Genomic DNA, 23603 nt, shown 5'->3' on the forward strand with positions numbered 1-23603 from the left:
AATTCTTTTTGTAGGTTATTCGTTTCAGTTCATAAGGCCTAAAGGGTTTTGAATACCCGGAAAGGAGTCAAATGGAAAAAAGACATAAAAGTAAGAAGAAGCGTATGATCATTTCGATATCTTTATCCGTTTTTTTAGTCGGGGGAGGAGCGACAGGGTGGATATTGTACCAAAACGGAAAAATTCCTTTTTTATCACAGCAAAGTATACAGGCAAGCGCCATTAAAGTGGATCAACAAAAAGTTGATAAACTGGAAAGCAGCGATCAGCAGGCAAAAGACTTTATTGCTGAACATCATGACGTACTAAATGATTTGACGGGGTGGAGTGCCATTGAGCATCCAGACTGGTCTGCCGTACAAGAAGAAGCCCCAGCCATTAACAATACGATTGGCACGATTGAAGTAAAAGATTCTGTTTTAAAGAAAGACTTTCAGCATATGGAGAAGCTCGCTGTACAGCTAGAGCAGACGAAAGATCAAGCACTGTTAAAAGAACTTCATCGTTATTTTCATGACTTAGATGTTGTGATCAATGAAGACGATGGATCAAATACATATTTTGATGTTACTAGCTATGGTAAATCAGTTGTAAAGACTTCTAAATGAGCTATAGCAAAAAGCTTTATACATAAAAGTAGTTTTGTATAACAAACGTCTTCGCTTATTCATGCATATGCTACGGATAAGGAGGAGACAGGTTATATGAAAAAAATTTATTTAGATGCAGGTCACGGAGGGGCAGATCTAGGGGCTGTCGCCAGCGGGTTATATGAAAAAGACTTAGTGTTAGCTGTTCAACAGTACATCATCTCTTTTCTTTCTACTCACTATCAAGGATTTTCTCTTTGTACAACACGTACAACCGATGTGTTTTTGTCATTAAATGAACGGGTCAACAAAGCCAATGCGTGGGGTGCTGATGTATACTTATCTATTCATATAAATTCGGGTGGCGAAACGGGATATGAAGATTTTATTTATAGCAAAAATATAAATAACCAAACCATTGTGTTACGAAACGATATTCACGATCATGTGAAATTTGTTCTTACTAAATACAATCACTTTAACCGAGGCAGGAAATTGGCTAATCATAGTGTGTTAAGACGTTCCTATATGCCGTCTGTACTAACTGAAATAGGGTTTATTGATACAGAACATGATGCAAAGCTCTTAAAAAATCCTCAATTTCTAAAAGATATGGGGGTGGCATATGCAAAAGGGGTTGCGCAGTTTTTAAACTTGGAGTCTAAATCTACAAATCCTGTGGGAGATTCTGACGAGGAAGGTTTTCCAAAGCCTACTTTTTTATATAAACCTTTATGGATAAAAACAACCGAGGATACGGAGACGTATAAGGATGCAAATATGTCGGAGAGAACAGGTTATTTAAAAAAGAATACCTTCTTTCAAGTTTATGGTGAAACGCGTGCAGCCTGGATGATGGATGGACAACATTTTATTGGAAAAAAAGATACAATCATTGAAGGAGAAACCATCACAACTGCGGAATTAACAAAAGAGAATATGGAAACATTAAAAGTGTTTGTGACAAAAGAGAAATTAGAAACAGCCGTAACCTTTTCCAAAGAAGGAGCTGCGGTAGCCATCATTACCCTTCGCGATAAAAAAATACTGAATGTAAAAGCATTTTTAGATAGAGAAAATTGGTGGTACAAAGCTGAACGGATAACAAAATAGTGAAAAAACCTTCTTGTTTTTTGAAGCTTTCACCCTAGTAATTTTACTTATTTTTGATAGAATATAAAGAGCTGAATCGTAAAGATGCATAAAGGTGTGATGGAAATGGAAGAGCAACAAGAAGCGATTGATTTAACAAAAGTATATGTATATGAGGAGTTTCCGGATAAAGTTGCAGGCAGATGCGATAACTGTGGACATGTGAAATTTAAAAGCTTAGTAAAAGACTTTATTTTTATCCGTACATGCGCAAAGTGCGGCATGAAAAAAAGCATTTAAATCCCTACTTCTTTATAAAAAACGCTCTTTTCTGAAATGAAAAGAGCGTTTTTTCTCTATTTAACGTATAAATGATCGCTAAGCTGCTCTGAAATAGTCTCTACATCTTCTTGTACATGTTTTTGTTTTTTCATCATTTCTAATAGGATGTCTTCAAGGTTCTGTGAATGGTTTTGCTTATCTTTTGGTTTATGTAAGTACTTTGCAATTTGATGCATATTATTGCTTAGCCGGCTTAGTTCAGACTCAATTTTTCGCAGGTTAACCAATAGTTCCACACCTGCTTCTTTGCCGATTAAAGGAGGCTTAACTTTTCCATCCATAATAAATTTTCGAATGAGAGACGTTCGTTTTAAATTATAGTGTTCAATAAGTTCCTCTAATTTTTCTTTTTCTTCTTCATTCAACTTAATTGCTGGAATGCTGTGTCCTCTCATAAGGTATCTCCTTTCAAGAGCAGTTCTTGCTGCGTTCAATCATATGTAAACATTCTCTTGTCTTTAATAATAGCAACCTTTTCCATGGTTAACTATGGTGAAAAGTTACTAAAATGTCGAACGAACAGTCTGTTAAAAAACTGGTAAATTAAGAAATTTGGTTTAGTAATAGTTGAATTATAGAAGGAATGTCATTATCTACAATATTGCTGCTTTATTAAAAAGGCAGCAAAAGGGATGAATGGACCGCTGTTGTACTTAACCATTTTTGAGAGCGCAGCTTTAAAGAAGAGGGATGATTTTTATGATTTTTTCCTCGTACCACATCTTTCCTCCTAGTAACTCTGTCGAATCTTCTAGACTATTGTCTCAAGGGAATAGAAAGAAAGAAGACGAAATGGTTGAGAACGAGATAAAGTCATATTATGTCTTTATTGACCTCATTTACATACTTTACGGGGGAGGAATACGTTTGAAACTAAAAAAAAGATTAAAACTAAATAAGATAGGGGTAGCCATGCTTACGGCTGGTGTCATATGTACAGCTTATATGCCCCTTCATACGCTGCAAAAGCCTGTAGTCGCTTTGGCTGCAGAGAATCAGTCAGATTCTTTGGAGCGAGCATTTGCACAAGCATCTAAAGAATTTGGTGTGCCAGCTTCGCTTTTAAAAGCAATTTCCTACAACAAGTCGCGCTGGGAAAGTCATAACGGAAAACCTAGTGCAGCCGGGGGATACGGTCTTATGCATTTAACAGACATCCCTTCTTTAGAAGATGGAAAAGGAAACGGAGCTTCGCCTTCAAAACCAGCATATGACAAACACCAAACTCTCTCCTTAGCTGCTAAGCTGCTTAAGTCCGATAAAGAAAGATTAAAAAAAGACCCCGTGCAAAATATTCGCGGTGGCGCTGCTGTGCTGGCTTTTATCGCAAAAGACAAAAACGGAAATGTACCGTCCACTGATCAAAAATGGTACGATGCAGTCGCAGCTTACAGTTCTTCTCAGGATAAACAAAACGCTCAAGTATTTGCCGATGATGTATATGAAACGTTGGAAAAAGGAGCAGAGCATACAACGTCAGACGGACAGCATCTTAAAATTTCCCCTCAAAATATAGATATGTCGATTCCTCGTGCTGAAAATTCTAATACGAATAAAGCGGACTGTCCGGCATCTTTAAAATGTGAATACATCCCTGCTTTTTACGGGAAATTCAGCGAAAGTCCTTCAGATTACGGAAACTATGATATTGCAAATCGCCAAAAATCAGATGTTCGCTATATTGTTATTCATGATACAGAAGTAAGTTATGATGGAACGATTGATTTGTTTGCTAACCCTAATAGAGCCGCTGCAAACTATGTAATCCGTTCAAGTGATGGTCACATCGCACAGATGATCAATAACAAAGACGTAGCATGGCATGCAGGAAACTGGTATTTTAATACGCACAGTATTGGAATTGAACATGAAGGCTTCGCCCTTGAAGGATCTACGTGGTTTACAGAAGAAATGTACCGTTCTTCGGCAAGACTCGTACGCCACCTTGCCAAAGAATATAATATTCCGTTAGACCGAGCTCACATTATTGGTCATGACGAGGTGCCAGGTTTGTCTCCTAAGGCTCAATCAGGTATGCATTCAGATCCCGGGCCGTTTTGGGATTGGGGGCACTACATGGATTTGGTAGGAAGCCCGGTCGAGCGCCAGCACACAAACAAACTAGCCGTTACGGTTAATCCAGTCTTTCAAAACAATCAGCCGGAGGTATCAGATGCACCAAAGCAGCCGGCCAACTTTGTGTATTTGCATCAAGCTCCCAGCAATGATTCACCGCTACTGAATGAGCCTGCAGCTTCAGGGCCTGGAACGAAACAAACGTTAGACTGGGGAAGCAAAGCTGTAACTGGCCAAACGTATGCAGTAGCTGAGACAAAAGGAGAATGGACAGCGATTTGGTACGGAGGACAAAAAGCGTGGTTTTATAATCCTCATAATAAAAATACAAGTAAAGGTACAGGCATCTTATTGACGCCAAAACCAGGAAAAGAAAGCATTCAAGTGTACGGAGGAGCTTTCCCGGAAGCTTCAGCCTATCCTTCTGATATACCAGTTAAAGCTATGGTGCCACTTCAGTATAAAATTTCTCCAGAGCAGGTGTACGTGGGGGTAGAAAAAGTAAGGAGTGACTATTACTATGCCCCAACTTTTACAACAAACCCAAACGATCACAAAATGATTGTTGGAAAAGACGAATATTATCAAATTTATTTTAATCACCGCTATGCGTTTGTGAAAGGGTCGGATGTAGAGGTTAAAAGACAATAGAATAGAGTGTTAAAAGAAAAGGAAGAGACAGGATGCTTAAAGGATACGTCTCTTTCTTTTCTTTTAAAAACCACAAAAATTCAGAAGGTTATTGATGATGTTTTCTTATAATGATTTTCTAGCTTATTATCTTTTTACAAAAGGAAGGAATGTCCCATGATTATAATTAAGCCTCTAAGCCAGTGTTCTTTTTCTGATGCACTACAAGCATTCAATAAGGGTTTTGAAGATTATTACATTCCGATTGAGCTGTCACTAGATCAATTCACTTGTAGATTTGGTTTCGATCAGCTATCTGTCGACCATTCATTTATGGCTTTTTATAATAATACACCAGCTGGAATTATGTTACATGGAATAAAAAAGGTCAAGGGAAAAAAATATGCTTGGAATGGAGGTACAAGCGTAGCCTTACCTTACCGAAAAATGGGAATTGGAGAAGCCTTACTAAAAGCTACACTTGAGAGATACGAGCAGCAAGGAGTAGTGGAAGCCAGCCTGGAAGCATTTAAAGTGAATGAAAAAGCCATTCACCTTTATCAGAAATACGGATATGAGATTGTAGATACGCTTTTCTTTCTAAAGCATAGAGGCAGTTTTCCCGATGCTTTACTTAAAAAGAAGAATCAGCTCACGTATTCGTTAAAGCTAAGGCTTGCAAAAGATATTCAGAACCTATCTTTTTATACATACGACGTTCCGTGGAAAAATCAATTTGACTGTATTCGTAATGGAGAATCGTTTATTGCGTTGAATGAAAGAAACGAAGAAGTTGGCTATCTATTATTTCAAAAGAATTTTTCTTCCATAGGCATCGTGAATTCCGTTACTTTTTATCAAGGAAGCGTTAAGGAACATATCTCAAATTCAGAGGACGTTCTGGGCTTTTTATTAGCAACCATTTTTAATATGTATGGACCAATTGCTTATAATACATATAATGTACCTGAAAAAGGAAATAGCTTACTCGTGAAAATGTTAAAATCATTTGGTTTTCAAGATTTATATACAGATGAAGGAATCAAACTTGAGCAGGTGTTTATGAAAAAACAACTTTAAAAAGCGGCCATGGGCCGCTTTTACTGCATTTCCGTAATTGGATGTGCATCATAAAATTCCTCGATTTTTTCTTGCTGCCCTTCGAATTTTTCTTTCCATACTTGTTTCACGTCATTATAATTCCGAAGATCTATTCCATAGAAGTCGGTTAACTCTTTTCGAGTAATCGTGATTGTCTGAGGAACAGTCGTATTAATAGTAAAGTGAACGCTGTCAATATTTTGTACGGCAGAAAGTAAGATGGTTGCGTTATGTAAAAGTATGCGTTTGGTTTTAACAGACGTCCAGCTTTTTTCAAACGTATGCTGATTATCTATTGCAGCGTAATTAATTGCTAAGTAATAAGGTTTTTGCGTATCTTGAAAGGCTATACCTTTTAAATAAACGTGTCCCGGAAGCTTATTTGTAATTTCCTCTACTGAAGCCTCATGTTTTGAAGAAGTATATTGAATAGAAGAAGCAGAGACTCTTTCGGCAGACAGGTTATTATGAGGTGCATAAGCACACCCTGATAGGCAAGTGAGCACTGTGCAAAGTGTAAGAGAAGCATATATTTTTTTCATAATGGTAACTCCTTTTGTTTATATCTACTTGTAAAGACGAAAGACCTATATATTTTGTTTCATACAAAATATAAGTTTATTCATTAAAAAGACAGATAATCCAAAATAATAGAAGTTAATAACCCTAATGAGGCAATAAAACCAATAACAGGACCACCTTCTTCAAAAGCTTCCGGCAACATCGTCGAAGCAACCATTGCCACAATTCCACCACCGGCGAATGAGGCAATAAAACCCATCATGTTTGGGGTAGCATTTTGAAGAAATAGATAACCAATCCAAGAACTAAGAGCCGATATAAAGAAGACAGAAAGCCATAATGAAAAAATTTTCTTTTGCTTATATTGGCTTTTTAGTAGTCCGCTTGTCCCGGAGATTCCTTCGGGTATATTGCTGATAAAAATAGAAACAACAAGCAGCCAGCTAACGTGGTGCTGTTCAATCAAACTTGCGCCAATCATCAGTGACTCAGGTATAGCATCCATAATGGTACCAATAAAAATGGCCAGTCCCGAGCTAGCGGGGACAAGGTGGTCCGAACGTTTTCTTTTGTGAGCGCCTTTTTTAGCTAAGGAGATGTCAAGAAGAGTAAAAAGTGCTGCGCCTGTTAAAAAGCCTAAAGAAGAAGAAATGATTCCCGCTTCTTTTACCGAATCTTGAATGAGCTCGTAAGCAGCAGCTCCTAACAAAACGCCCGTGCCAAAAGCCATAATATAAGCAGTCAACTGTTTTTTTAAAGGTACAAAAATAGCTATAATAGCTCCAATTAATACAGCTGAGCCTGAGACACCACCCCACATAAGGGCATCTATCACATGAGATCCCTACTTTCTTACGTACTTACTTGTAGTGTAACCATCTCTATGATTATTATGAAACAAGATAAATGAACTAAAAAAATGGAAAAGAATCACTGATTTAGACCTTAAATAAAATAAGTCTTCTGTATAATTGACAAAATTTTCTGAATATGTCCGTTGAAAGTGAAAAAACCTTGTGATAGTCTGATCAAAAGATACAAAGATGGAAAAAAATTCTTTGATCTGTAGAAAATTTAAAAACTTAACGAGGTCACTTCTAAACGAAAGAAGGAATACGAGATGAATTCAAAAGCAGTAAAAAGAGAAAATCGCTATGCTAACTTGATTCCTATGCAAGAAATCAAATCAGTTGAACAGCAGCTTTACCCATTTGATATTTATAACAGCCTGCGTCAAGAGGCACCTATTCGGTACGATGAAAGCCGAAACTGCTGGGATGTATTTGATTATGAAACAGTAAAGTATATTTTAAAAAACCCGTCGCTTTTTTCATCCAAACGAGCAATGGAAGAGCGCCAAGAAAGTATTTTAATGATGGACCCTCCAAAACATACAAAGTTACGAAACTTAGTAAACAAAGCTTTTACGCCAAGAGCTATTCAGCACTTGGAGGGTCATATTGAAGAGATTGCCGATTATTTATTAGATCAAGTAAGCAACAAAAAAAAGTTTGATATAGTAGAAGACTTTGCTGGACCACTCCCAATTATTGTAATAGCAGAGCTGCTAGGAGTACCTATACAAGATCGAGCACTGTTTAAAAAGTACTCTGATGATTTAGTGAGCGGTGCCGAAAATAATTCAGACGAAGCTTTTGCAAAAATGATGCAAAATCGTAATAAAGGCGTGATTTTTTTACAAGGGTATTTTCAAGAAATTATCGCTGAGCGTCAGCAAAATAAACAAGAAGATCTCATTTCGCTGCTTTTAGAAGCAGAAATTGACGGCGAGCATTTAACAGAAGAGGAAGTGCTGGGGTTTTGTATTTTATTGCTAGTAGCAGGCAATGAAACAACCACAAACTTAATTACGAACGGAGTCCGGTATATGACAGAAGACGTAGACGTACAGAATGAAGTTCGTCAAGACATATCGCTAGTGCCGAACCTGGTGGAAGAAACGCTTCGCTATTATCCTCCTATTCAAGCGATTGGACGCATAGCTGCTGAAGATGTAGAACTTGGAGAGTGTAAGATTAAAAAAGGGCAGCAGGTAATTAGCTGGGCAGCAAGTGCAAATAGAGATTCGGCTAAGTTTGAACGGCCTGAAACTTTTGTCGTGCATCGTAAAACAAATCCTCACGTGAGCTTTGGATTCGGCATCCATTTTTGCTTAGGAGCACCGCTAGCAAGAATGGAAGGGAAAATTGCTTTTACTAAGTTACTAGAAAAAGGAGAATTTTCGAAAGTTCAAAATCAGTCTTTAAAGCCAATAGGCAGTCCTTTTGTTTTTGGTGTAAAAAAATATGAGATTACTTTTAATAAAGCTTAAAAAGCGAGCGCAAATTATGCGCTTGCTTTTTAGCGTTCAGTGTTCCATTTTTGGTCTTCTGAAGGGGACGTGTACGTGTCCATTGAAGAGATAAGCTGTTCAGGAGTATCAGAAATGTTGATGAGACGAATAGCAGAATCCGTAGAAAACCCTTCATCTACGGCATGCTGAACCATTTGCATAAGCGGGTTGTAGTAGCCGTTCACATTTAATAACCCTACTGGTTTTTTATGTATACCAATTTGAGCCCAGCAAAGAGCCTCAAACAACTCTTCAAATGTCCCGAAACCTCCAGGAAGCGCAATATAACCATCAGCTAACTCGTGCATAGTTGCCTTTCGCTCATGCATGCTCTCTACTTCGATGAGTTCTGTCAGCGCAGTATGAACAATTTCACCGCTAAACAAACCGCGGGGCATAATGCCGATGACTTCGCCTCCATGCTGAAGCATTTCATTTGCGACTTCTCCCATCAGGCCCATTCGTGAGCCTCCGTAAATCAGCCGGTAGTTTTTTTGGGCCATACAGCGTCCTAGCGAGACGGCGGCCTCTTTATATTCTGTTTTCATTCCAGCGCTTGATCCTGCAAACACACAAATTGATTTCAATTGATTCACTCCTTTGTTTCTTCTCTATATAAGTCTTTTCTGTTTGTGAAGAACAAATTCCTTCTTAATAATTTATGAATTTTCACAATGTCATCGCTTGATTATTCTAAAAACTTTGCTTATAATCAAAGCGAAACGTCTGTTTGAAAGCGTTATCTTTTGCTTTTGCTTTTTCTTTTAATGGTGAAGACAGTACGTATAGATCTACTTGTAAGATAAGTAGATAACATGAACTTATAGGGAATTTGACTGTTTTAAACGTTTCATTTAGTAAGCATACGTACTTGCAGGATTAGGACAAGGGGGATATGGGGATATGATGAACAATCTAATACGCACATTAATGGTACAAACACCGACCGTACCGGGAAACTTAGGAAGAGTAGCAACAGCTATTGGAAATGTTGGAGGAGATATTGGCGAGGTTGAAACCGTTAAAGTAGGACATAACTACACCATGAGAAGCATTACGGTTCAAGTAGAAAGTGAAGACCAGCTTGAGGAATTGCTTGAAGCGGTTCGTAGTTTAGAAGGCATTACTTTACATACAGTATCAGATGAAGTTCTTCATGCGCATGAAGGCGGTAAAATTCAAATGAAAAGCAAAATGAAAATTGAGTCGATCGCTGACTTAAGAAGAGTATATACACCAGGTGTAGCAAACGTTTGCCGTGCTATTCAAGAACAGCCTGATAAAGCTAAAATTTACACGAGCATTGGAAACACGGTTGCGATTGTAACAGATGGTACCGCTATACTAGGATTAGGAAATATTGGTCCTGTTGCAGGGATGCCCGTTATGGAAGGAAAAGCTGCGTTATTTGATCAACTTGCCAATGTGAACGCTATCCCTATTTTATTGAATGTAAATGAGCCGGAAGAAATCATTCAAACGGTTAAAAATATTTCACCGGGATTTGGCGGTATTTTACTAGAAGATATAGGGTCGCCTCACTGCTTTGAAATTGAAGAACGTTTAAAAGAAGAGCTCGATATTCCAGTTATGCATGATGATCAGCACGGAACAGCGGTGGTGACACTAGCAGCAGCTATTTCAGCTTGCCGCAGCACAGGTGTGAATTTGAAAGAAGCTAAAGTAGGGCAGATTGGCTTAGGAGCTGCCGGCATCGCTACTTGCAGAATGTTCATGGCTTACGGTGTCAAACAGGTGATAGGAGCTGATAAGTCTCCTGAAGCGAATGAGCGCTTAGTCAGCTACGGTGGAAAAGTAGCGGATTCATTAGAAGAGCTTATGGAGAACTGCGATATTGTTATTGCGACAACAGGTGTACCTGGCTTAATACAAAAAGAATGGATCCGAAAAGGCCAAATCATTCTAGCACTTTCTAATCCAAAGCCAGAAATTGAACCTGAAGATGCTCTTGAAGCAGGAGCTATTTACGCTACTGACGGAAGGTCAGTGAATAATGTACTTGGCTTCCCAGGTATTTTCAGAGGAGTGTTAAATGCGGGGGTGCGCGATATTACGCATACGATGCTGGTAGCTGCAGCTGAAGCCATTGCAAATTCAACGCGTCCAGGCGATTTGGTTCCTCATCCTCTTAATCTAGCTGTACATGAAGCAGTATCTGAAGCAGTTGAAAGAGCGGCTGTTGTACACGGAGAGAAAGACGGCGTTTATCGATAACAAACAAGGCTGCCTCGAAATAGGCAGCTTTGTTTGTTTTTTATCAAAAAATAATAAGAAAATAGCAAACTATGAAACTTTTTTCCTTTTTTAGCGTAATATAGTAATAGAAATAGTAAAAAAGGTAGAGAAAGGAGTTTTTATGGAGTTTGAACATTTAAAGGGCAAATTGCCTCTCGAAGCTAAAAAAGCGATGCGCTGGCAATCAATTTATACGCATAGCCTGTGGCTTCTTGCAACAGCGGGTTATTTTCTACTCGTTCATTTTTTTGATTGGTGGTCAATTATTGGATGGATATCAGCTGGATTATTAGTCGTGAGCTTTATCATATATACAATTATAGCTCCAAATGTATATATGAATGTATATTCATATGAAGTCACAGATACTCAAATTGATGTACAAAGAGGGCTATTCATCTGGTATCATACGAAAATTCCGCTTGTGAAAGTACAGCACGTTGAAACGTTGACAGGGCCGATTTTTAGAAAATTTGACTTGGCATCTGTTAAAATCATTACAGCAGCTGGAAGCGTCGAAATTCCTGCACTTGTACAAAGAGATGCTGAGGCACTGCGAGAGTATATTGCTAGACTAGCAGAGGTAGATGATGAAGATGAGTAAGCGGCTGCATCCTCTATATATTGCAATAGCATTTATTGAACATATAAAAAATAATATCCTGCCTTTTGTGTTTGTATTTATCGTCAATCGGCACCTATTGTTTACATATTGGTGGGCAACGCTATTAGCGGGAGGCGTAGTCGCTTTATTTGCTTTTTTTACTTGGAAGGAATTTCGTTATGAAGTAACGGAAACGGAAGTGCGTCTGTATAAAGGGATTTTAAAAAAAGAAAAACGATTTATTCAACGAAATCGCATTCAATCAATTCAGTTAGATCAGCCGTTTGTTTTTAGAATTCTTCGCTTAGCCCGGCTTCGTATTGACACGGCCAGCAGCGGTACGGATGCTGAAATTGATTTATCTGGTATTTCACTAAAAGAAGCGCACCATCTTAAAGATACGTTAAAGCTGTCAGGGAGTCAGCCGGAAATAAGGGAAAAAAGTCCTGAATGTACGATGAAAGTGTCGGTGAAACAGCTTGCGTTAGCTGCTGCGTTTTCCGGGAATTTTGGCTACATATTTGCTGCTCTTGGTTTTCTCTATCAGTATATTGATACCTATATCAACCGCTGGGTGAAGACAGCTTACGAAGAAGTCATTCATCAATCGATGCTTGGTTTATTTGTATTAGTGGCTGTAATTGTGGTGATTGCTTATTTGCTGTCTATCGTTTTATATGTAATACGATTTGGCGGTTTTACAGTAGAACGCTACGATCATTATCTACATATTGAATACGGATTGTTAAATAAGAAATCCCTTACGATTCCTTTTCATAAAATACAGGCTGTTACGATAGAGGAAGGGTTGGTTCGGCGCTTATTTGGATGGTCTTCCGTTTCGTTAAACGTCGTAACCTCTGATTTAAAAGAAAAGGTCTATTTGCACCCGTTTATTCAGCAAAAAAAGATTGCAGCGTTAATGAACGTATATGTCCCGCACTATGAATATGTAAAGTGTCCAAGAAATACAGCGATTCAATATGCGTGGTATCCATTACTATTACCGGTCTTGTTATTTGCGGCAGCAGGGATTGGCATCAGTTTTTGGAAATCAATGTTTGTGTGGATTATTGCTGTGCTATGCCTTGTATACGTACTCATTCACTGGTTGGGCTATCGCCAAGGCGGCTTGATGATGAACGATGTATTTGTCAGTATTCGATCGCAGTTTTTAACACGAAAAACAACGATTATTAGAAGGAAGAAAATAGAAGAAATTGAGGTGTTTGCAGGCACCTTTTTATGGAAAAAAGGATACAGGAAAATAAAAATTGCAACTATGGGTACAAGCGGCAGCTATAAGTCCGGATATTTTCCATTTGAGATTTGGCATCCTATCTTTTTGCAAGCTACTTCGGCTAAAAAAGCATGAAGAACATCATTGTTCTCCATGCCTTTTGACGTTATCTATTCATTAAATTTTTCCCTTGCTCGTAATAGCTGTTCATCACCTCAACTGGCACCATACTGCCTCCAGTTGACCATACAAGATGAGTAGCTTTTGACATATCGTTTTCTAATCCTTGCGCTTGTATATAGGAAGGCCCGTTTTTCATTAGGTGAAGAGGCCCTTGTAAACCAGCCGCTGCTGAAGGTTCTATATACATATTTTCACGATTGGCTAGCTCATAAATAAATCGGAAAAGCTGATCATCTTCTACGGTATAAATTCCGCTAATAAGCGATTTTACCGTTTCGCCTACAAAGCTAGATGGCCTTCCTACAGCTAGTCCATCGGCAGCTGTTATGTTATCAAGTCCAATATCCGTAACGGAAATGCCATCATGCAGCTCGGTCATTAATCCAAGCAGCATGCAAGGGGAGTGAGTAGGTTCAGCAAAAAAGCAGTGAACGTGATCACCGTATATTGCTTTTAATCCAAACGTAATACCGCCAGGACCTCCGCCTACTCCGCAAGGTAAATAGACAAATAAAGGGTGTTCGGCGTCTACTTGAATCTGCTGCTCTGCTAGCTGCTTTTTTAAACGTAAAGCCGCAACGGAATAACCAAGAAATAAATCTCTAGACTGCTCATCGTCAATAAAATGACAGGCGGGGTCTGCTTCGGCTTGCTTTCGTCCTTCTTCCACGGCTTTTCCGTAGTCAGACTGATATTCAATAACGGTTACACCTTTAGAACGAAGCAGATCTTTTTTCCATTTTTTAGCGTCCGCTGACATATGCACGGTGACGTTAAAGCCGAGAGTAGCGCTCATAATACCAATGCTTAAACCTAAATTACCGGTAGATCCTACTGCAATAGAATAAGAAGAAAATAACTTTTTACATCGGTCTTCAGCTAGAAGAGCGTAGCTGTTTTCCTCGGTAAGCAGTCCTTCTTTGATAGCAAGACTTTCAGCAAATTTTAATACTTCATAAATGCCGCCTCTTGCTTTAATAGAACCTGATATGGGAAGATCGTGATCGCATTTCATCAATAATTTTCCTTGCAGCTTATTATTCATTTGTTGATTTAAATAGTCTTTCATGTATGCAATTTCTTGAAGAGGTGATTCAATGATTCCTTTTGATGCTTTCAGCTCAGAAAAAGCAATTTGAAGAAAAGAAGAAAAGCGAGAAAGTCGTTCTTTTGCATCTTTTATATCTTTGGTATGTAAAGAAAGAGAAGAAAGTGCTTCTTGAGCAGGTTTTATATAAGGATTTATCCAATGTATTTCCTGTTTATTGATTAAAGGTGTTAATAAAGGATATTCATGCATCCATGTAGCAAGGGGTTTTTGGTGAAATAAATGTGTCGTCATAAAGGCTCCTTTCGCAATATGTTATTTCCTTTATATGTATAGTATCAAGAATAGAAGAAGTTGAAAACGAAAATATCAAAAAGCAGAAAGCGCATTTTAACCACCTCTTGTATACTAATAAAGATAATCTATACAACTGCATAGAAAAAAGGAGAGGAATTCATGACATTTTCAGGCGATGATAGCAGATGTCCTATCTGCGGAGAAAAAAATAACTGTGCTTCTGTACAAGATAGAGAAATAGAAAAATGTTGGTGTATGCAGAAAGTTTTTACCCCTGATTTGTTTAAACAAATTCCTTTAGAAAGCAGAGGAAAAGCGTGTGTATGCGTCAAATGCGTTGGGAGACAGAAGAAAGAAGGTGAGGATTAACTTGAAAAAAGGAATTATTTCATACGGTGAGGCATTTATTGATTATATTGCTAAAAACGAATTTAACACCAGCTTTGACCCTTTTTTAGGAGGCACAACGGTTAATGTAGCAGTCGGAGTTCAGAAGTTAGGAGCAAAAGCATATTATATCTGCAAGTTAGGCAGTGATGAAACAAGTGACTTTGTAAGAAAGAATCTTTTAATTGAAGGAGTGAATCAAAGCGGCTGTGTAATATCGGAGATTAAAAAAGTTTGTGAAGTGTATGTACATAAAAGTAAAGAAGGAGATCGTTACTTCCATTCCTACATAGATTCTACACCTCATGAGCAAGTGTATAAACATGAGCTGCAGGAAGCTTTATTTGAGCAGGCAGCGATTTTTTATTTTGGATCAGGTACGTTGTTTCATTCGATTTCCCAGGAAACTACAAAAGAAGCTGTGAAGCTCGCAAAAAAACATCGTATGCTTGTAGCGTTTGATCCAAATATTCGAATGAAAAGATGGGAAAGTGAAGCAGCATGTAGAAATATCGTGACACCGTTTTTGTACGAGACAGACATTTTGAAAATCTCTCAAGATGAGCTCCTATTTTTGATGAATTCAGCAGACCTGGCAGAAAGCCTAGAAAAACTGAGAGCGTATCATATTCCGTACGTATGGGTCACTCAGGGAGAAAATGGCGCAGTAGCCGTTACTGCAAATCAAACGCTTCATGTGAGTGCAAATGAAGTGCAGGTGATAGACACGACGGGAGCGGGTGATGCATTTATGGCAGGAATTTTATGGTGTGTTCACGAAAAAGGATTACCTGAAAGTGAGGAGTCACAGAAGCAGTACACAATGTTTGCTAACGCGTTAGGTGGAGCAGTTTCGGCAAGGTACGGAGGAATGATTTCGCTTAAAGCAAAAGATGTATCTAGTATAAAAGCAGGTAGCTGATAGCTACCTGCTTTTGAAAGTTTATTATTTGAAAAATGACAGTATAATCATAAGGGCAAAAATAATCGTAAGATGGTTCAATGAGAACACAAACATTAAAGTAGCCCATTTTGTATCTTCTAATTTTTTAAATCCAACAATCCCAAGAAGCATCCACACTAGTGTTAAACCGAACATTGTAAATGCGATAATTTTACTAAACGATAAAAATAAGAAAGATGCCGCTAGTAAAATAACTAGATATACAAGCGTTTGGACTTTGGAACGACGGATCCCTTTTACTACAGGAAGCATTGGTACACCTGCGGCTTTATATTCCTCAAGTCTTCTAATCGCAATAGCGTAGAAGTGAGGAGGCTGCCATAAAAACATAAATACAAACAATCCAACGGCTACCGGATGAAATAAGTCTGGTGAAATAGCGGCCCAGCCAATGATTGGAGGCATAGCTCCAGAAATACTTCCGACTTCGGTATTATAAATAGTTGTACGTTTTGTAAGCATAGTATAAGGCACTACATAAAAGAAAAATCCTAAAATACCCATAATGGCGGCCATGTTAGAAACTAAAAATAAAATGCCTACACCGATAACAAATAAAGCCAGTCCTAACCATAGAGCAAATTTAGGGTTGACCGCTCCTGTTACCGTCGGTCTGTCTTTCGTACGTTTCATGATCGCATCAATATCACGGTCATAGAAGTTATTAACTGCCCCAGCTCCTCCTACGACAAAGGATGTCCCAATTAAAGCCAAAATAATGATAGGAATTTGTGTCACAAAGCTTAAGTCATTAACAGCAATTGCGAGACAAAGCCCAGCAACCATTCCTAGTGAGTTCGATTTAATAATCCCAGTTTTTATAATAGCACTGATTACTTCCCGGGAAAAATACTGATTGATAGGAAGTGATTCCTTTGTGATAACTTCGGTATTTTTCACAGCAATTCTCCTTTTTGAGCTTATTCCTACATGAATAAACCTAATCTTTATTAATCAACTAAACTATTTTAACAAAAAAATATCGTAATTACATCAAGGTTGCTCGTAAAATTTGTTAACATTCCTTGAACTTTTTAAAAAAACAATGAATAATGTCGAATTACCAATTAAAAATAAGTACATCCTTTATTATAAGATAAAAATGGAATGCTTAAAAATAAAAATTTTGACTATCTGGTGAACTTTTAACGAGCAAGAAACTCGAACTTAATCGTACCATATTTATTGGTAATTGCAATCACATAGTATGTGATGAAAGAAAAGATGTGGTACATTAAAGAAAGAACTAATAAGTTTATTTACTATGTCTTATTCACAAGGAGGATATATGATGCCAGATAAATATGCTAGCTTCTCTGAACTTGCCTCTCATGAAGTATACAACCAAGACTACAAAATTCAATTTGAAATCAGACCTTCTAACATTATTATGCTCGCGATACACGGCGGAGGTATCGAAACTGGAACATCCGAACTTGCTGTTGGGCTAGCAGGAAACGAATACTCGTACTATATATTTGAAGGGTTAAAGAAATCAGGAAATGCCGATCTTCATATCACCTCCACTCATTTTGATGAACCTCATGCGCTAACTATTATATCGAAAGAAGACTATGCCGTATCTTTTCATGGATACAATGATAAAAGTGAAAAACACACTAAAATCGGCGGTGCTGACAAGGCATTAAGATCCAAAGTGTATGAAGCGCTTATTTCCAAAGGTTTTAGTACAGAAATTTTATCAGATCAAGACCCGTTTTCCGGTACAAGCCCTAGAAATATAACCAATAAAACAGCTAGACGGATGGGTGTGCAAATTGAGATAAGTAAAGCGCAAAGAGAAGCTTTTTTTGCCACTAACACGAGAAATGAACGTAAAAATTCGAAAACCCAGGAATTTTTTGAGTATATATCAGCTATTAGAAGTGCATTTCCTCTTAGATAAATCAGATACGTTTAGTATTTATTAAACAGGTTAGATTTATTACGGACATGTTTGTGGTATACATATAGTAACTACATATATTGGAGGAGATAATGATGAAAACATTTGACCAAGAAGATACCCTAGAACGTCTTAAAGCCTCTTATCGATATTTAAAAAGCGTAGATGTACAGGGAATCAGCACATTAGATGATCAAAAACGAGCGGAAGCTGTGCAGTTAATTGAAGAGATTGGTCTTAAAATATCAGAAATGCGTGTGAAAGTAGAGTGAGAAAAAAAGAGAAGGACATCTGTCCTTCTCTTTTTCAACAACTATAAACAGGAGATTGGCCATGAATGAGCAATATTATGACGCTTTATTAAATATAAAAACAACGGGAGAACAAAAGGGATTCAATGATTCATTTCATTACCATCGTTATGAACCCACGCCTTATAGTGCATTAGAAACACTTTTCACTCAGTATGAGCTAACAAGCAGTGATAGAATTGTCGACTTTGGGTGTGGAAAAGGAAGGCTAAATTTTTATGTGAACTACCTGTGCAATGCCACCGCTGTAGGGGTAGAAATGAACGAGCACTTTTATGAGCAGGCCATAGATAATCAGAGGCGCTATTTAAAAAAAGCCAAGGGTCGCAAACATCATATTCAATTTCAGTGTTGTTTAGCCCAAGAATATAAGATTCATCCGCTAGACAACTGCTTTTATTTTTTTAATCCTTTTTCAGTTCAAATTTTTATCCAAGTAGTGAACAATATTTTGCTTTCGTGGGAAAAGAATAAACGGGAGATTGATTTGATTTTATATTATAGTTCGGAGGATTATCTTCATCACCTCGAAAAACATCCTTCTTTCATTTTAAAAGAAGAGGTAATGCTGCCAGAGTTGGATCGTAAAAACCCATATGAACGGTTTTTGATTTATAAAGTAGCTTATTAAGACGAACTATTCACTGTTTGATAAAGCTGTATCGTGCCGGTTCTATTTAACAAATCAGCAGGAGGTGGAAAAAGACCTGCTGATTTTATTTATAACTTTTTAGAAATTAAAGCATAACACTTTATTATGTAAGCGCTTTCTGTTATAATGAAATTAGGTTGGATAGCATGCGTGGCTATCGGTGTACTCAGCGCAGGCGGGGCTAGTACAGAAAGGGAAGGCTACATACAAGTTAATAAACATTTAATGGATAGAAATAAGAACTCTCAAACACAAATTTATTAATTTGTATGCTAAATCGTAAATTAACAAAAACGGCATTTATGATAAGGTTTTAGAGAAAAGAACCCAGCATATACTGTATAAGCAATTTTTTTACTCTAAAAAAGGGTAAAGAAATTGCTTATTTATTTTTAAATAAGTGTACAGCTGTTCAGATTTGTTTTGAGATATCTAGCGTTAGTGTATAATAGTAACAAGTATGAAAAGTTGACATTGTGAATTGATTAAAGGGGATTTAAAAATGAGTGAACTAAAAATAGATGATGTAGCGAAGCAAAGCGGTTTAACAAAACGTACAATTCGTTATTATGAACAAATCGGACTGATGCCAGCACCACCAAGAAGTGAAGGTGGATTTCGTCTGTACACCGAAGAACATGTAGAATTTTTAAAGAAAATTACGAATGCCAAAGAAGTCATGGGTTTTTCACTTCAAGAATTACAGGAATTTCTTGCTTTAAGTGATACTCTTGAAATACAAAAGATGGATTATAGGCAAGTGAAAGGAACAAGTCAACAAAAAGAAAAGTTAGAGCAAGTATTACATACGGTAGAAGAGCAGCTCAAGCTGATTGAACAGAAAAAGAAAAACATCTTAAAAGTAGAGTCTGACCTTCTGTCATTGAGAGATCGTGCTAAGACTGCAATTGTAAAATTTGAGCAGGAAGAATCATAAAAAGCAGGCGCATTCACCAGAAGAGTGCGTCTGCTTTTACGTTTTTTATAGGGCATTGATTTACGATTGTGAAGTGTTTTCTTCTAGCTGTACCCCTAAAAGAAGTAAAATAGCCTGTATCCCATCGGCTTTTCCACTGTGAAAGCTTCTTGTTTCAGCATCCAAAGCTTCATTTACAGATTCCATCATATTTGATTCGTACAAGTCTAAAATTAATTGTTTTCCTTCGGGACTCAAATGCAGCTGCCCGCGTTCCTTCATTTTAAACTTCAACTTCTTCAACTCCCTTTCCCATAATACTATCAGTATACAAAATTAATAACATTTACGTAAACGTTAATTTTTGTATATGGACAGAAGAACGTATTGAGTATAGGTACTAAGTGAGGTGAGAGATACTGATTATCCTTTGCTTGTTTTAATGTTTGTCAGCTTATAGCCGCAAGCTGAGCATGTATAGATAACGTTTTGATTGGACTGAGCAGTTAAAACGGTAGCAAGCTCTTTTTGAGAATGACAGTTAGGACAAATAACAACAGGGGATTTCATGTGATTTTCTCCTTTTCTTTTTCATAGTCAAATTTTATTTTATGTAAAGTTTAATCAAATATCCTTTGTGCTATCAAAAACGACGGAAGACATGTAAAAAAGCATTCTCGCTCAAAAGAAACGGGAATGCTTAAGGTGAGTTTAAAATCCGTCCTGGCTTGCTGTAAATGGAATGTTAAGTCTTCTTTCTACATTGCGTAAGCGCTGATTTAATCTGTTTATACGATCAGTATGTCGCTCCACAACGCGATTTAAACGAGTAATTTCTCTGACTTGCTCCTCATTTTGTCTCTCAAGGGCACGAATTCTTCGTTCAAATCCTCCAAGGTTTTGAAGCTGCTGTCTTTCATCGTATTCTTCATGCTGTGGTACGTAAGGGGGATAGTATTGTTGAACTGAGTAATCAACTTGTTGAGGAATGTATCCAGGGTTGAAATAATAAGGGTTCATTAGGGCACCGCTCCTTTTACATAGTAATTTCAAATCAAACACGATATAACGTATGCGAAGATAAGAAAAATGCTATAGGCACATACCTAAAGACATTCTGTATTTAAAAAAGAAAGTATTTTTAAAAGTCAAAAGGAGATAGCCGGTCTTGTCTTGAATATGCAAAATAGAAAAGCTTCTTTTTTAGACACTTTATTTAAGAAAGAGGGAAAGTGACTAATGGCTCAAGGAAAACAAAAACCAGCACCTAAAATAGAAGAATCAAAAGCTTCGCCTGCAAAGAAACAAAAGTCGAAGAGCCGCAGCGCTAAAAAAGCGCAGCCTCCTACATCGCCCTGGGTAAAAGCTGCTTCCATTGTATCTAACATTGATTTCATTCGTTTGTTTCGAGTGCTGTTTCTTGCTTTAGTGGTTGCTTTTATTGTGTATCAATATATTTTACTTACAAAGGGAATCTTCATCAAAACATATGCGGCCCTTTGGCATCATCACAAAATGCTCTTGCTGGCTGGAGCTGCATTCATTACCTATACTTCTTTCGTTTTTTACCTTGGTTACCGCACCGCTAAAAAACGGTAGAACTGCTCTAGGGGGCGAATAGCATCTATTCTTTGAGCAAACCTTATATGTATATCAACATAGAGGGGGGAAGAAACGTGGACAAGCAGCGAGCAAAACAAATTGCTGATTCACCCGTTATGGCTAACGTTACGTATAACGATACGGCCGTTTATATTCAACATGTAAGCGAAGAAAATGATACGGTAAGAATTTATCCGCTAGGTCAGCCAGAAAATGAACAAAATGTTTCCGTGAGCCAATTAGTAGAGAATTAAGGTGGATAAATAGAGCTGGTTTTTCAGTTAAATAAAAGCCAGAGAGTACAACATAGCTCTCTGGCTTTTATTTATTCTTCCCATTTCTTACTGCTGATTTTCTCAATAATTCCGTGCAAATCACCAGGCTTATGAAACTCAATGGGAGACGCGCCTTTTTCAAACAGAATCGATTCCGCTTCAATTATAGCCACGTAGCGTCCGTTCACTTTCGCTAAGTGAATATTTTCCCCGAAATCAGCTAACAGTCCTTTAATCTCTGTTTCGCCAAGCTTCATTTTAAGCTCAGCATCAGGCGTATGCTCGACGATATGAGCAGCAGCTTCCATGACTTGATGGGTATCTAAACGTTCTTGAAGCTCACGCTTTTCACTTGTTGCCCACAGTTCCATGTCCGATTCAAACTGTTCGAGTTCTACGCTTTCTGCTTCAAACGTTTCGCTGACGTGTTCACGCACCATATCCATTACTTGTGTTTTCATAATCTCAGGCATCGGCTCGTTGTAGTCAATAAATTTCAAGAAGTCTTCAAAGTAACGAGCGTGAGACGCTTGGTGGATGACAAGTTCACTTTCTTCGACCATGCCTTCTTCAGGCATGTATGGGTATTGAATGGATTTCATGTTTTTAGTAGTAATCGCCATTTCTACGTGACGAATAAGGGTTGATTCGTCTGAAATTGAAGCCACTTTTGGTTCGAAGTCACATTTTAAAATAAACACAAAAGCATGATCAAAATATTTTCTTGGAACAGCAGATACAACTAAAAATGCTCCTCCTCGAACGGCTGCAGTATCAAGGTATGCATTGATAAACTGTTCGCTATTTTCTTCAAATTCTTCTTTGGTTGTGGCAAAACGAGTGCGGTGAAATAAATTATAATTAGGGTTTGAGTCGAGAGCGTGTCCTGGTTCAACTATAAAATATCCGAGCTTTGTAGGCACTTGTTCTGCTTTGGGGTGTCGCTCTACTTTGCGCTTTACAATTTTTTTAAATTCACCGTCTAAAAAATCTTTAATGGGACTTTCTTCATATTCTTCTGTATCAAGCGTTTGAAAATGCTTATATTGTTTAGAAGCCTGTTCTTCTTTTCCTTCTACTTGTATTACGTAAAATGATAAAAAATTAATTTTAAAATCCATAGCAGTCACCTTGTTTCTTTTTAGTCAGTTACTCCAGTATAAGAAAGAGTCCGGTAAGCGTCAATGCCTGTTAGCTTTAGGGGAAGAAGATCTATTTATACAATTGATCAGCTGAGGAATAGTGTATAAAGTAAAGAATAAGAGAGGCAGGAGCCTCTCTTATTTATACTGCTCCAACCGTTCAAAAAAGGTTTTGACAAACTTATAAAAAATTTTATCAGAAGGTGCTAAATCACGATTTCGAGGAATAATCATCCCGACTGTACGCTGAAGCTGCGGCGTATGAATAGGAAGTTTAGTTGTAAAACGAGGAGTCGTTTCAGACACTGTGCTTTCGGGAAGAAGCGTGACGCCAATTCCTGCGGATACAAGACCTTTAATCGCATCTAAATCTTCTCCTTCAGATGAAATATTAGGCATGAATCCTGCTTGTTTGCAAGCGTCAAAGGCCATTTTATGTAAAATGAATCCTTTTGGAAATAGCACAAAATCTTCATTTCTTAAATCCCGCAGCCGAATGTTATCCCGTTCAGCGAGCGGATGATGAGAAGGAACAAGGGCTAAAAGATTTTCAGTGAATAGAATATGCCCTTCTATACTCTGGTCCTCTACAGGTACAGGGCCTAAAAAAGCGATATTAATATCTCTTTTTTTAACCGATTCAATTAAAAATTTATACGAACCTTGTCTAAGATGAAAAGCAACATTTGGGTGTTCTTCTTTAAAGGCTGATATAATAGTAGGAAGAAGGTGACTGGCAAGGCTTGTGGGAAATCCGATTTTAATCGTTCCTCTTTCGGGATCCAGGTATTCATCAATTTGTTCTTTCGCATAGTCAATAGCTTTCATAGCCGTCTCCGTATGCTCAAGAAAGACTTTTCCTATTGCTGTTAACTTGACATTTCTTCCTTCGCGTTTGAATAAACTAACACCTAGCTCAGACTCCAGGTTCGCGATTTGACGGCTGATCGCTGATTGAGCTACATGCAGATACTCTGCCGCCTCAGATACGTGTTCTCTTTTTGCAACTTCCATAAAATAGCGTAATTGACGCAGTTCCATAGGCATCCTCCATCTATATATATCAAATTTAGATTAGTTTTATCTAAATTATATATTGTTTATATTGATTTGA

28 protein-coding genes are annotated in these 23603 nt (G+C 37.7%); 17 read left to right on the forward strand and 11 right to left on the reverse strand.

Annotated features, from left to right (window positions below; all coding sequences use genetic code 11):
* Positions 1-71 precede the first annotated feature (71 nt).
* The 3 genes from LJC66_RS10420 (at position 72) to LJC66_RS10430 (ending at position 1982) form a co-directional block, all read left to right on the forward strand.
* The gene (locus LJC66_RS10420; RefSeq protein WP_230932500.1) at positions 72-608 is read left to right on the forward strand and encodes a hypothetical protein; all 537 of its coding nucleotides are present in this window, start codon (positions 72-74) and stop codon (positions 606-608) included.
* Positions 609-704: 96 nt separating this feature from the next.
* Positions 705-1703 (forward strand): N-acetylmuramoyl-L-alanine amidase family protein, encoded by a 999-nt coding sequence (locus LJC66_RS10425; RefSeq protein ID WP_098249862.1) that lies wholly within the window; start codon positions 705-707, stop codon positions 1701-1703.
* 99 nt (positions 1704-1802) lie between these two features.
* Positions 1803-1982, forward strand: coding sequence for a DUF8096 family protein (locus tag LJC66_RS10430; RefSeq protein WP_025752091.1), 180 nt, complete (start codon positions 1803-1805; stop codon positions 1980-1982).
* 56 nt (positions 1983-2038) lie between these two features.
* Here the strand turns inward: LJC66_RS10430 and LJC66_RS10435 are convergent, their stop codons facing one another.
* Positions 2039-2419: a plasmid mobilization protein gene (locus LJC66_RS10435; RefSeq protein WP_028408740.1), complete on the reverse strand. Its 381-nt coding sequence runs from the start codon at positions 2417-2419 to the stop codon at positions 2039-2041.
* 472 nt (positions 2420-2891) lie between these two features.
* Between LJC66_RS10435 and LJC66_RS10440 the strand changes: the two genes are divergently transcribed.
* Positions 2892-4751: an N-acetylmuramoyl-L-alanine amidase gene (locus LJC66_RS10440; RefSeq protein WP_230932501.1), complete on the forward strand. Its 1860-nt coding sequence runs from the start codon at positions 2892-2894 to the stop codon at positions 4749-4751.
* Between the two features lie 156 nt (positions 4752-4907).
* Positions 4908-5810, forward strand: coding sequence for a GNAT family N-acetyltransferase (locus LJC66_RS10445; protein ID WP_230932502.1), 903 nt, complete (start codon positions 4908-4910; stop codon positions 5808-5810).
* A 20-nt stretch (positions 5811-5830) separates the two neighbouring features.
* On the opposite strand, the gene LJC66_RS10450 is transcribed toward LJC66_RS10445, so the two are convergent.
* Positions 5831-6373 (reverse strand): DUF4825 domain-containing protein, encoded by a 543-nt coding sequence (locus LJC66_RS10450; protein ID WP_195694281.1) that lies wholly within the window; start codon positions 6371-6373, stop codon positions 5831-5833.
* A gap of 83 nt (positions 6374-6456) precedes the next feature.
* Positions 6457-7188 carry a ZIP family metal transporter gene (locus LJC66_RS10455; RefSeq protein ID WP_195694278.1) on the reverse strand — a complete coding sequence of 244 codons (732 nt, stop codon included), beginning with the start codon at positions 7186-7188 and terminating at the stop codon, positions 6457-6459.
* 285 nt (positions 7189-7473) lie between these two features.
* Between LJC66_RS10455 and LJC66_RS10460 the strand changes: the two genes are divergently transcribed.
* The gene (locus tag LJC66_RS10460) at positions 7474-8685 is read left to right on the forward strand and encodes a cytochrome P450 (protein WP_195694276.1); all 1212 of its coding nucleotides are present in this window, start codon (positions 7474-7476) and stop codon (positions 8683-8685) included.
* Between the two features lie 29 nt (positions 8686-8714).
* Here the strand turns inward: LJC66_RS10460 and LJC66_RS10465 are convergent, their stop codons facing one another.
* On the reverse strand, positions 8715-9293 hold the full coding sequence (locus LJC66_RS10465) for an LOG family protein (RefSeq protein ID WP_195694274.1): 579 nt from the start codon (positions 9291-9293) through the stop codon (positions 8715-8717).
* Between the two features lie 316 nt (positions 9294-9609).
* Between LJC66_RS10465 and LJC66_RS10470 the strand changes: the two genes are divergently transcribed.
* The 3 genes from LJC66_RS10470 (at position 9610) to LJC66_RS10480 (ending at position 12941) form a co-directional block, all read left to right on the forward strand.
* Entirely contained in the window at positions 9610-10941 is a 1332-nt protein-coding gene (locus LJC66_RS10470; RefSeq protein WP_014460373.1) for an NAD-dependent malic enzyme, read from the forward strand.
* 142 nt (positions 10942-11083) lie between these two features.
* Entirely contained in the window at positions 11084-11566 is a 483-nt protein-coding gene (locus LJC66_RS10475; protein WP_195694272.1) for a PH domain-containing protein, read from the forward strand.
* A complete protein-coding gene (locus LJC66_RS10480) occupies positions 11559-12941 on the forward strand; it encodes a PH domain-containing protein (protein WP_230932503.1) in 1383 nt (460 codons plus the stop codon). The genes LJC66_RS10475 and LJC66_RS10480 overlap by 8 nt, the downstream gene beginning before the upstream one ends.
* Before the next feature lie 31 nt (positions 12942-12972).
* Here LJC66_RS10480 and LJC66_RS10485 read toward each other — a convergent pair whose 3' ends face one another.
* Positions 12973-14331: a D-serine ammonia-lyase gene (locus tag LJC66_RS10485; RefSeq protein ID WP_230932504.1), complete on the reverse strand. Its 1359-nt coding sequence runs from the start codon at positions 14329-14331 to the stop codon at positions 12973-12975.
* A 162-nt stretch (positions 14332-14493) separates the two neighbouring features.
* Between LJC66_RS10485 and LJC66_RS10490 the strand changes: the two genes are divergently transcribed.
* Together LJC66_RS10490 and LJC66_RS10495 are read left to right on the forward strand one after the other, a co-directional pair.
* Entirely contained in the window at positions 14494-14703 is a 210-nt protein-coding gene (locus LJC66_RS10490) for a cysteine-rich CWC family protein (RefSeq protein WP_153253880.1), read from the forward strand.
* A gap of 1 nt (position 14704) precedes the next feature.
* The gene (locus tag LJC66_RS10495) at positions 14705-15643 is read left to right on the forward strand and encodes a carbohydrate kinase family protein (RefSeq protein WP_195694266.1); all 939 of its coding nucleotides are present in this window, start codon (positions 14705-14707) and stop codon (positions 15641-15643) included.
* A 24-nt stretch (positions 15644-15667) separates the two neighbouring features.
* Here LJC66_RS10495 and cyoE read toward each other — a convergent pair whose 3' ends face one another.
* The gene (gene cyoE / locus LJC66_RS10500; RefSeq protein WP_050689964.1) at positions 15668-16585 is read right to left on the reverse strand and encodes a heme o synthase; all 918 of its coding nucleotides are present in this window, start codon (positions 16583-16585) and stop codon (positions 15668-15670) included.
* Between the two features lie 391 nt (positions 16586-16976).
* Here cyoE and LJC66_RS10505 point away from each other — a divergent pair, with 391 nt between their 5' ends.
* The 4 genes from LJC66_RS10505 to LJC66_RS10520 all read left to right on the forward strand — a co-directional run bounded on the left by LJC66_RS10505 (position 16977) and on the right by LJC66_RS10520 (position 19491).
* On the forward strand, positions 16977-17591 hold the full coding sequence (locus LJC66_RS10505; protein WP_230932505.1) for a poly-gamma-glutamate hydrolase family protein: 615 nt from the start codon (positions 16977-16979) through the stop codon (positions 17589-17591).
* Positions 17592-17683: 92 nt separating this feature from the next.
* Positions 17684-17863 (forward strand): hypothetical protein, encoded by a 180-nt coding sequence (locus LJC66_RS10510; protein WP_195697136.1) that lies wholly within the window; start codon positions 17684-17686, stop codon positions 17861-17863.
* A 61-nt stretch (positions 17864-17924) separates the two neighbouring features.
* Positions 17925-18533, forward strand: coding sequence for a methyltransferase (locus tag LJC66_RS10515; RefSeq protein ID WP_195694264.1), 609 nt, complete (start codon positions 17925-17927; stop codon positions 18531-18533).
* Between the two features lie 523 nt (positions 18534-19056).
* On the forward strand, positions 19057-19491 hold the full coding sequence (locus tag LJC66_RS10520) for a MerR family transcriptional regulator (protein ID WP_013056794.1): 435 nt from the start codon (positions 19057-19059) through the stop codon (positions 19489-19491).
* A 60-nt stretch (positions 19492-19551) separates the two neighbouring features.
* Here the strand turns inward: LJC66_RS10520 and LJC66_RS10525 are convergent, their stop codons facing one another.
* From LJC66_RS10525 to LJC66_RS10535, 3 genes are all read right to left on the reverse strand, one after another.
* Complete coding sequence (locus tag LJC66_RS10525) at positions 19552-19764, reverse strand: hypothetical protein (protein ID WP_013056795.1); 213 nt, start codon at positions 19762-19764, stop codon at positions 19552-19554.
* Between the two features lie 129 nt (positions 19765-19893).
* On the reverse strand, positions 19894-20040 hold the full coding sequence (locus tag LJC66_RS10530) for a hypothetical protein (RefSeq protein WP_013056796.1): 147 nt from the start codon (positions 20038-20040) through the stop codon (positions 19894-19896).
* A gap of 141 nt (positions 20041-20181) precedes the next feature.
* A complete protein-coding gene (locus LJC66_RS10535) occupies positions 20182-20490 on the reverse strand; it encodes a flagellar hook-associated protein FlgK (protein WP_013056797.1) in 309 nt (102 codons plus the stop codon).
* Between the two features lie 219 nt (positions 20491-20709).
* Between LJC66_RS10535 and LJC66_RS10540 the strand changes: the two genes are divergently transcribed.
* Both LJC66_RS10540 and LJC66_RS10545 read left to right on the forward strand, forming a co-directional pair.
* Positions 20710-21069, forward strand: a complete 360-nt coding sequence (locus LJC66_RS10540) for a hypothetical protein (RefSeq protein ID WP_195694262.1) — start codon at positions 20710-20712, stop codon at positions 21067-21069.
* A 77-nt stretch (positions 21070-21146) separates the two neighbouring features.
* Positions 21147-21326, forward strand: a complete 180-nt coding sequence (locus tag LJC66_RS10545; protein ID WP_013056799.1) for an H-type small acid-soluble spore protein — start codon at positions 21147-21149, stop codon at positions 21324-21326.
* 71 nt (positions 21327-21397) lie between these two features.
* Here the strand turns inward: LJC66_RS10545 and LJC66_RS10550 are convergent, their stop codons facing one another.
* Positions 21398-22468: a DUF3900 domain-containing protein gene (locus LJC66_RS10550; RefSeq protein WP_230932506.1), complete on the reverse strand. Its 1071-nt coding sequence runs from the start codon at positions 22466-22468 to the stop codon at positions 21398-21400.
* A gap of 159 nt (positions 22469-22627) precedes the next feature.
* Positions 22628-23530, reverse strand: coding sequence for a glutamate biosynthesis transcriptional regulator GltC (gltC, locus tag LJC66_RS10555; protein ID WP_013056801.1), 903 nt, complete (start codon positions 23528-23530; stop codon positions 22628-22630).
* Positions 23531-23603 lie beyond the last annotated feature (73 nt).

Source organism: Priestia sp. TSO9 (assembly GCF_021029645.1).
Taxonomy (GTDB): domain Bacteria; phylum Bacillota; class Bacilli; order Bacillales; family Bacillaceae_H; genus Priestia; species Priestia megaterium_E.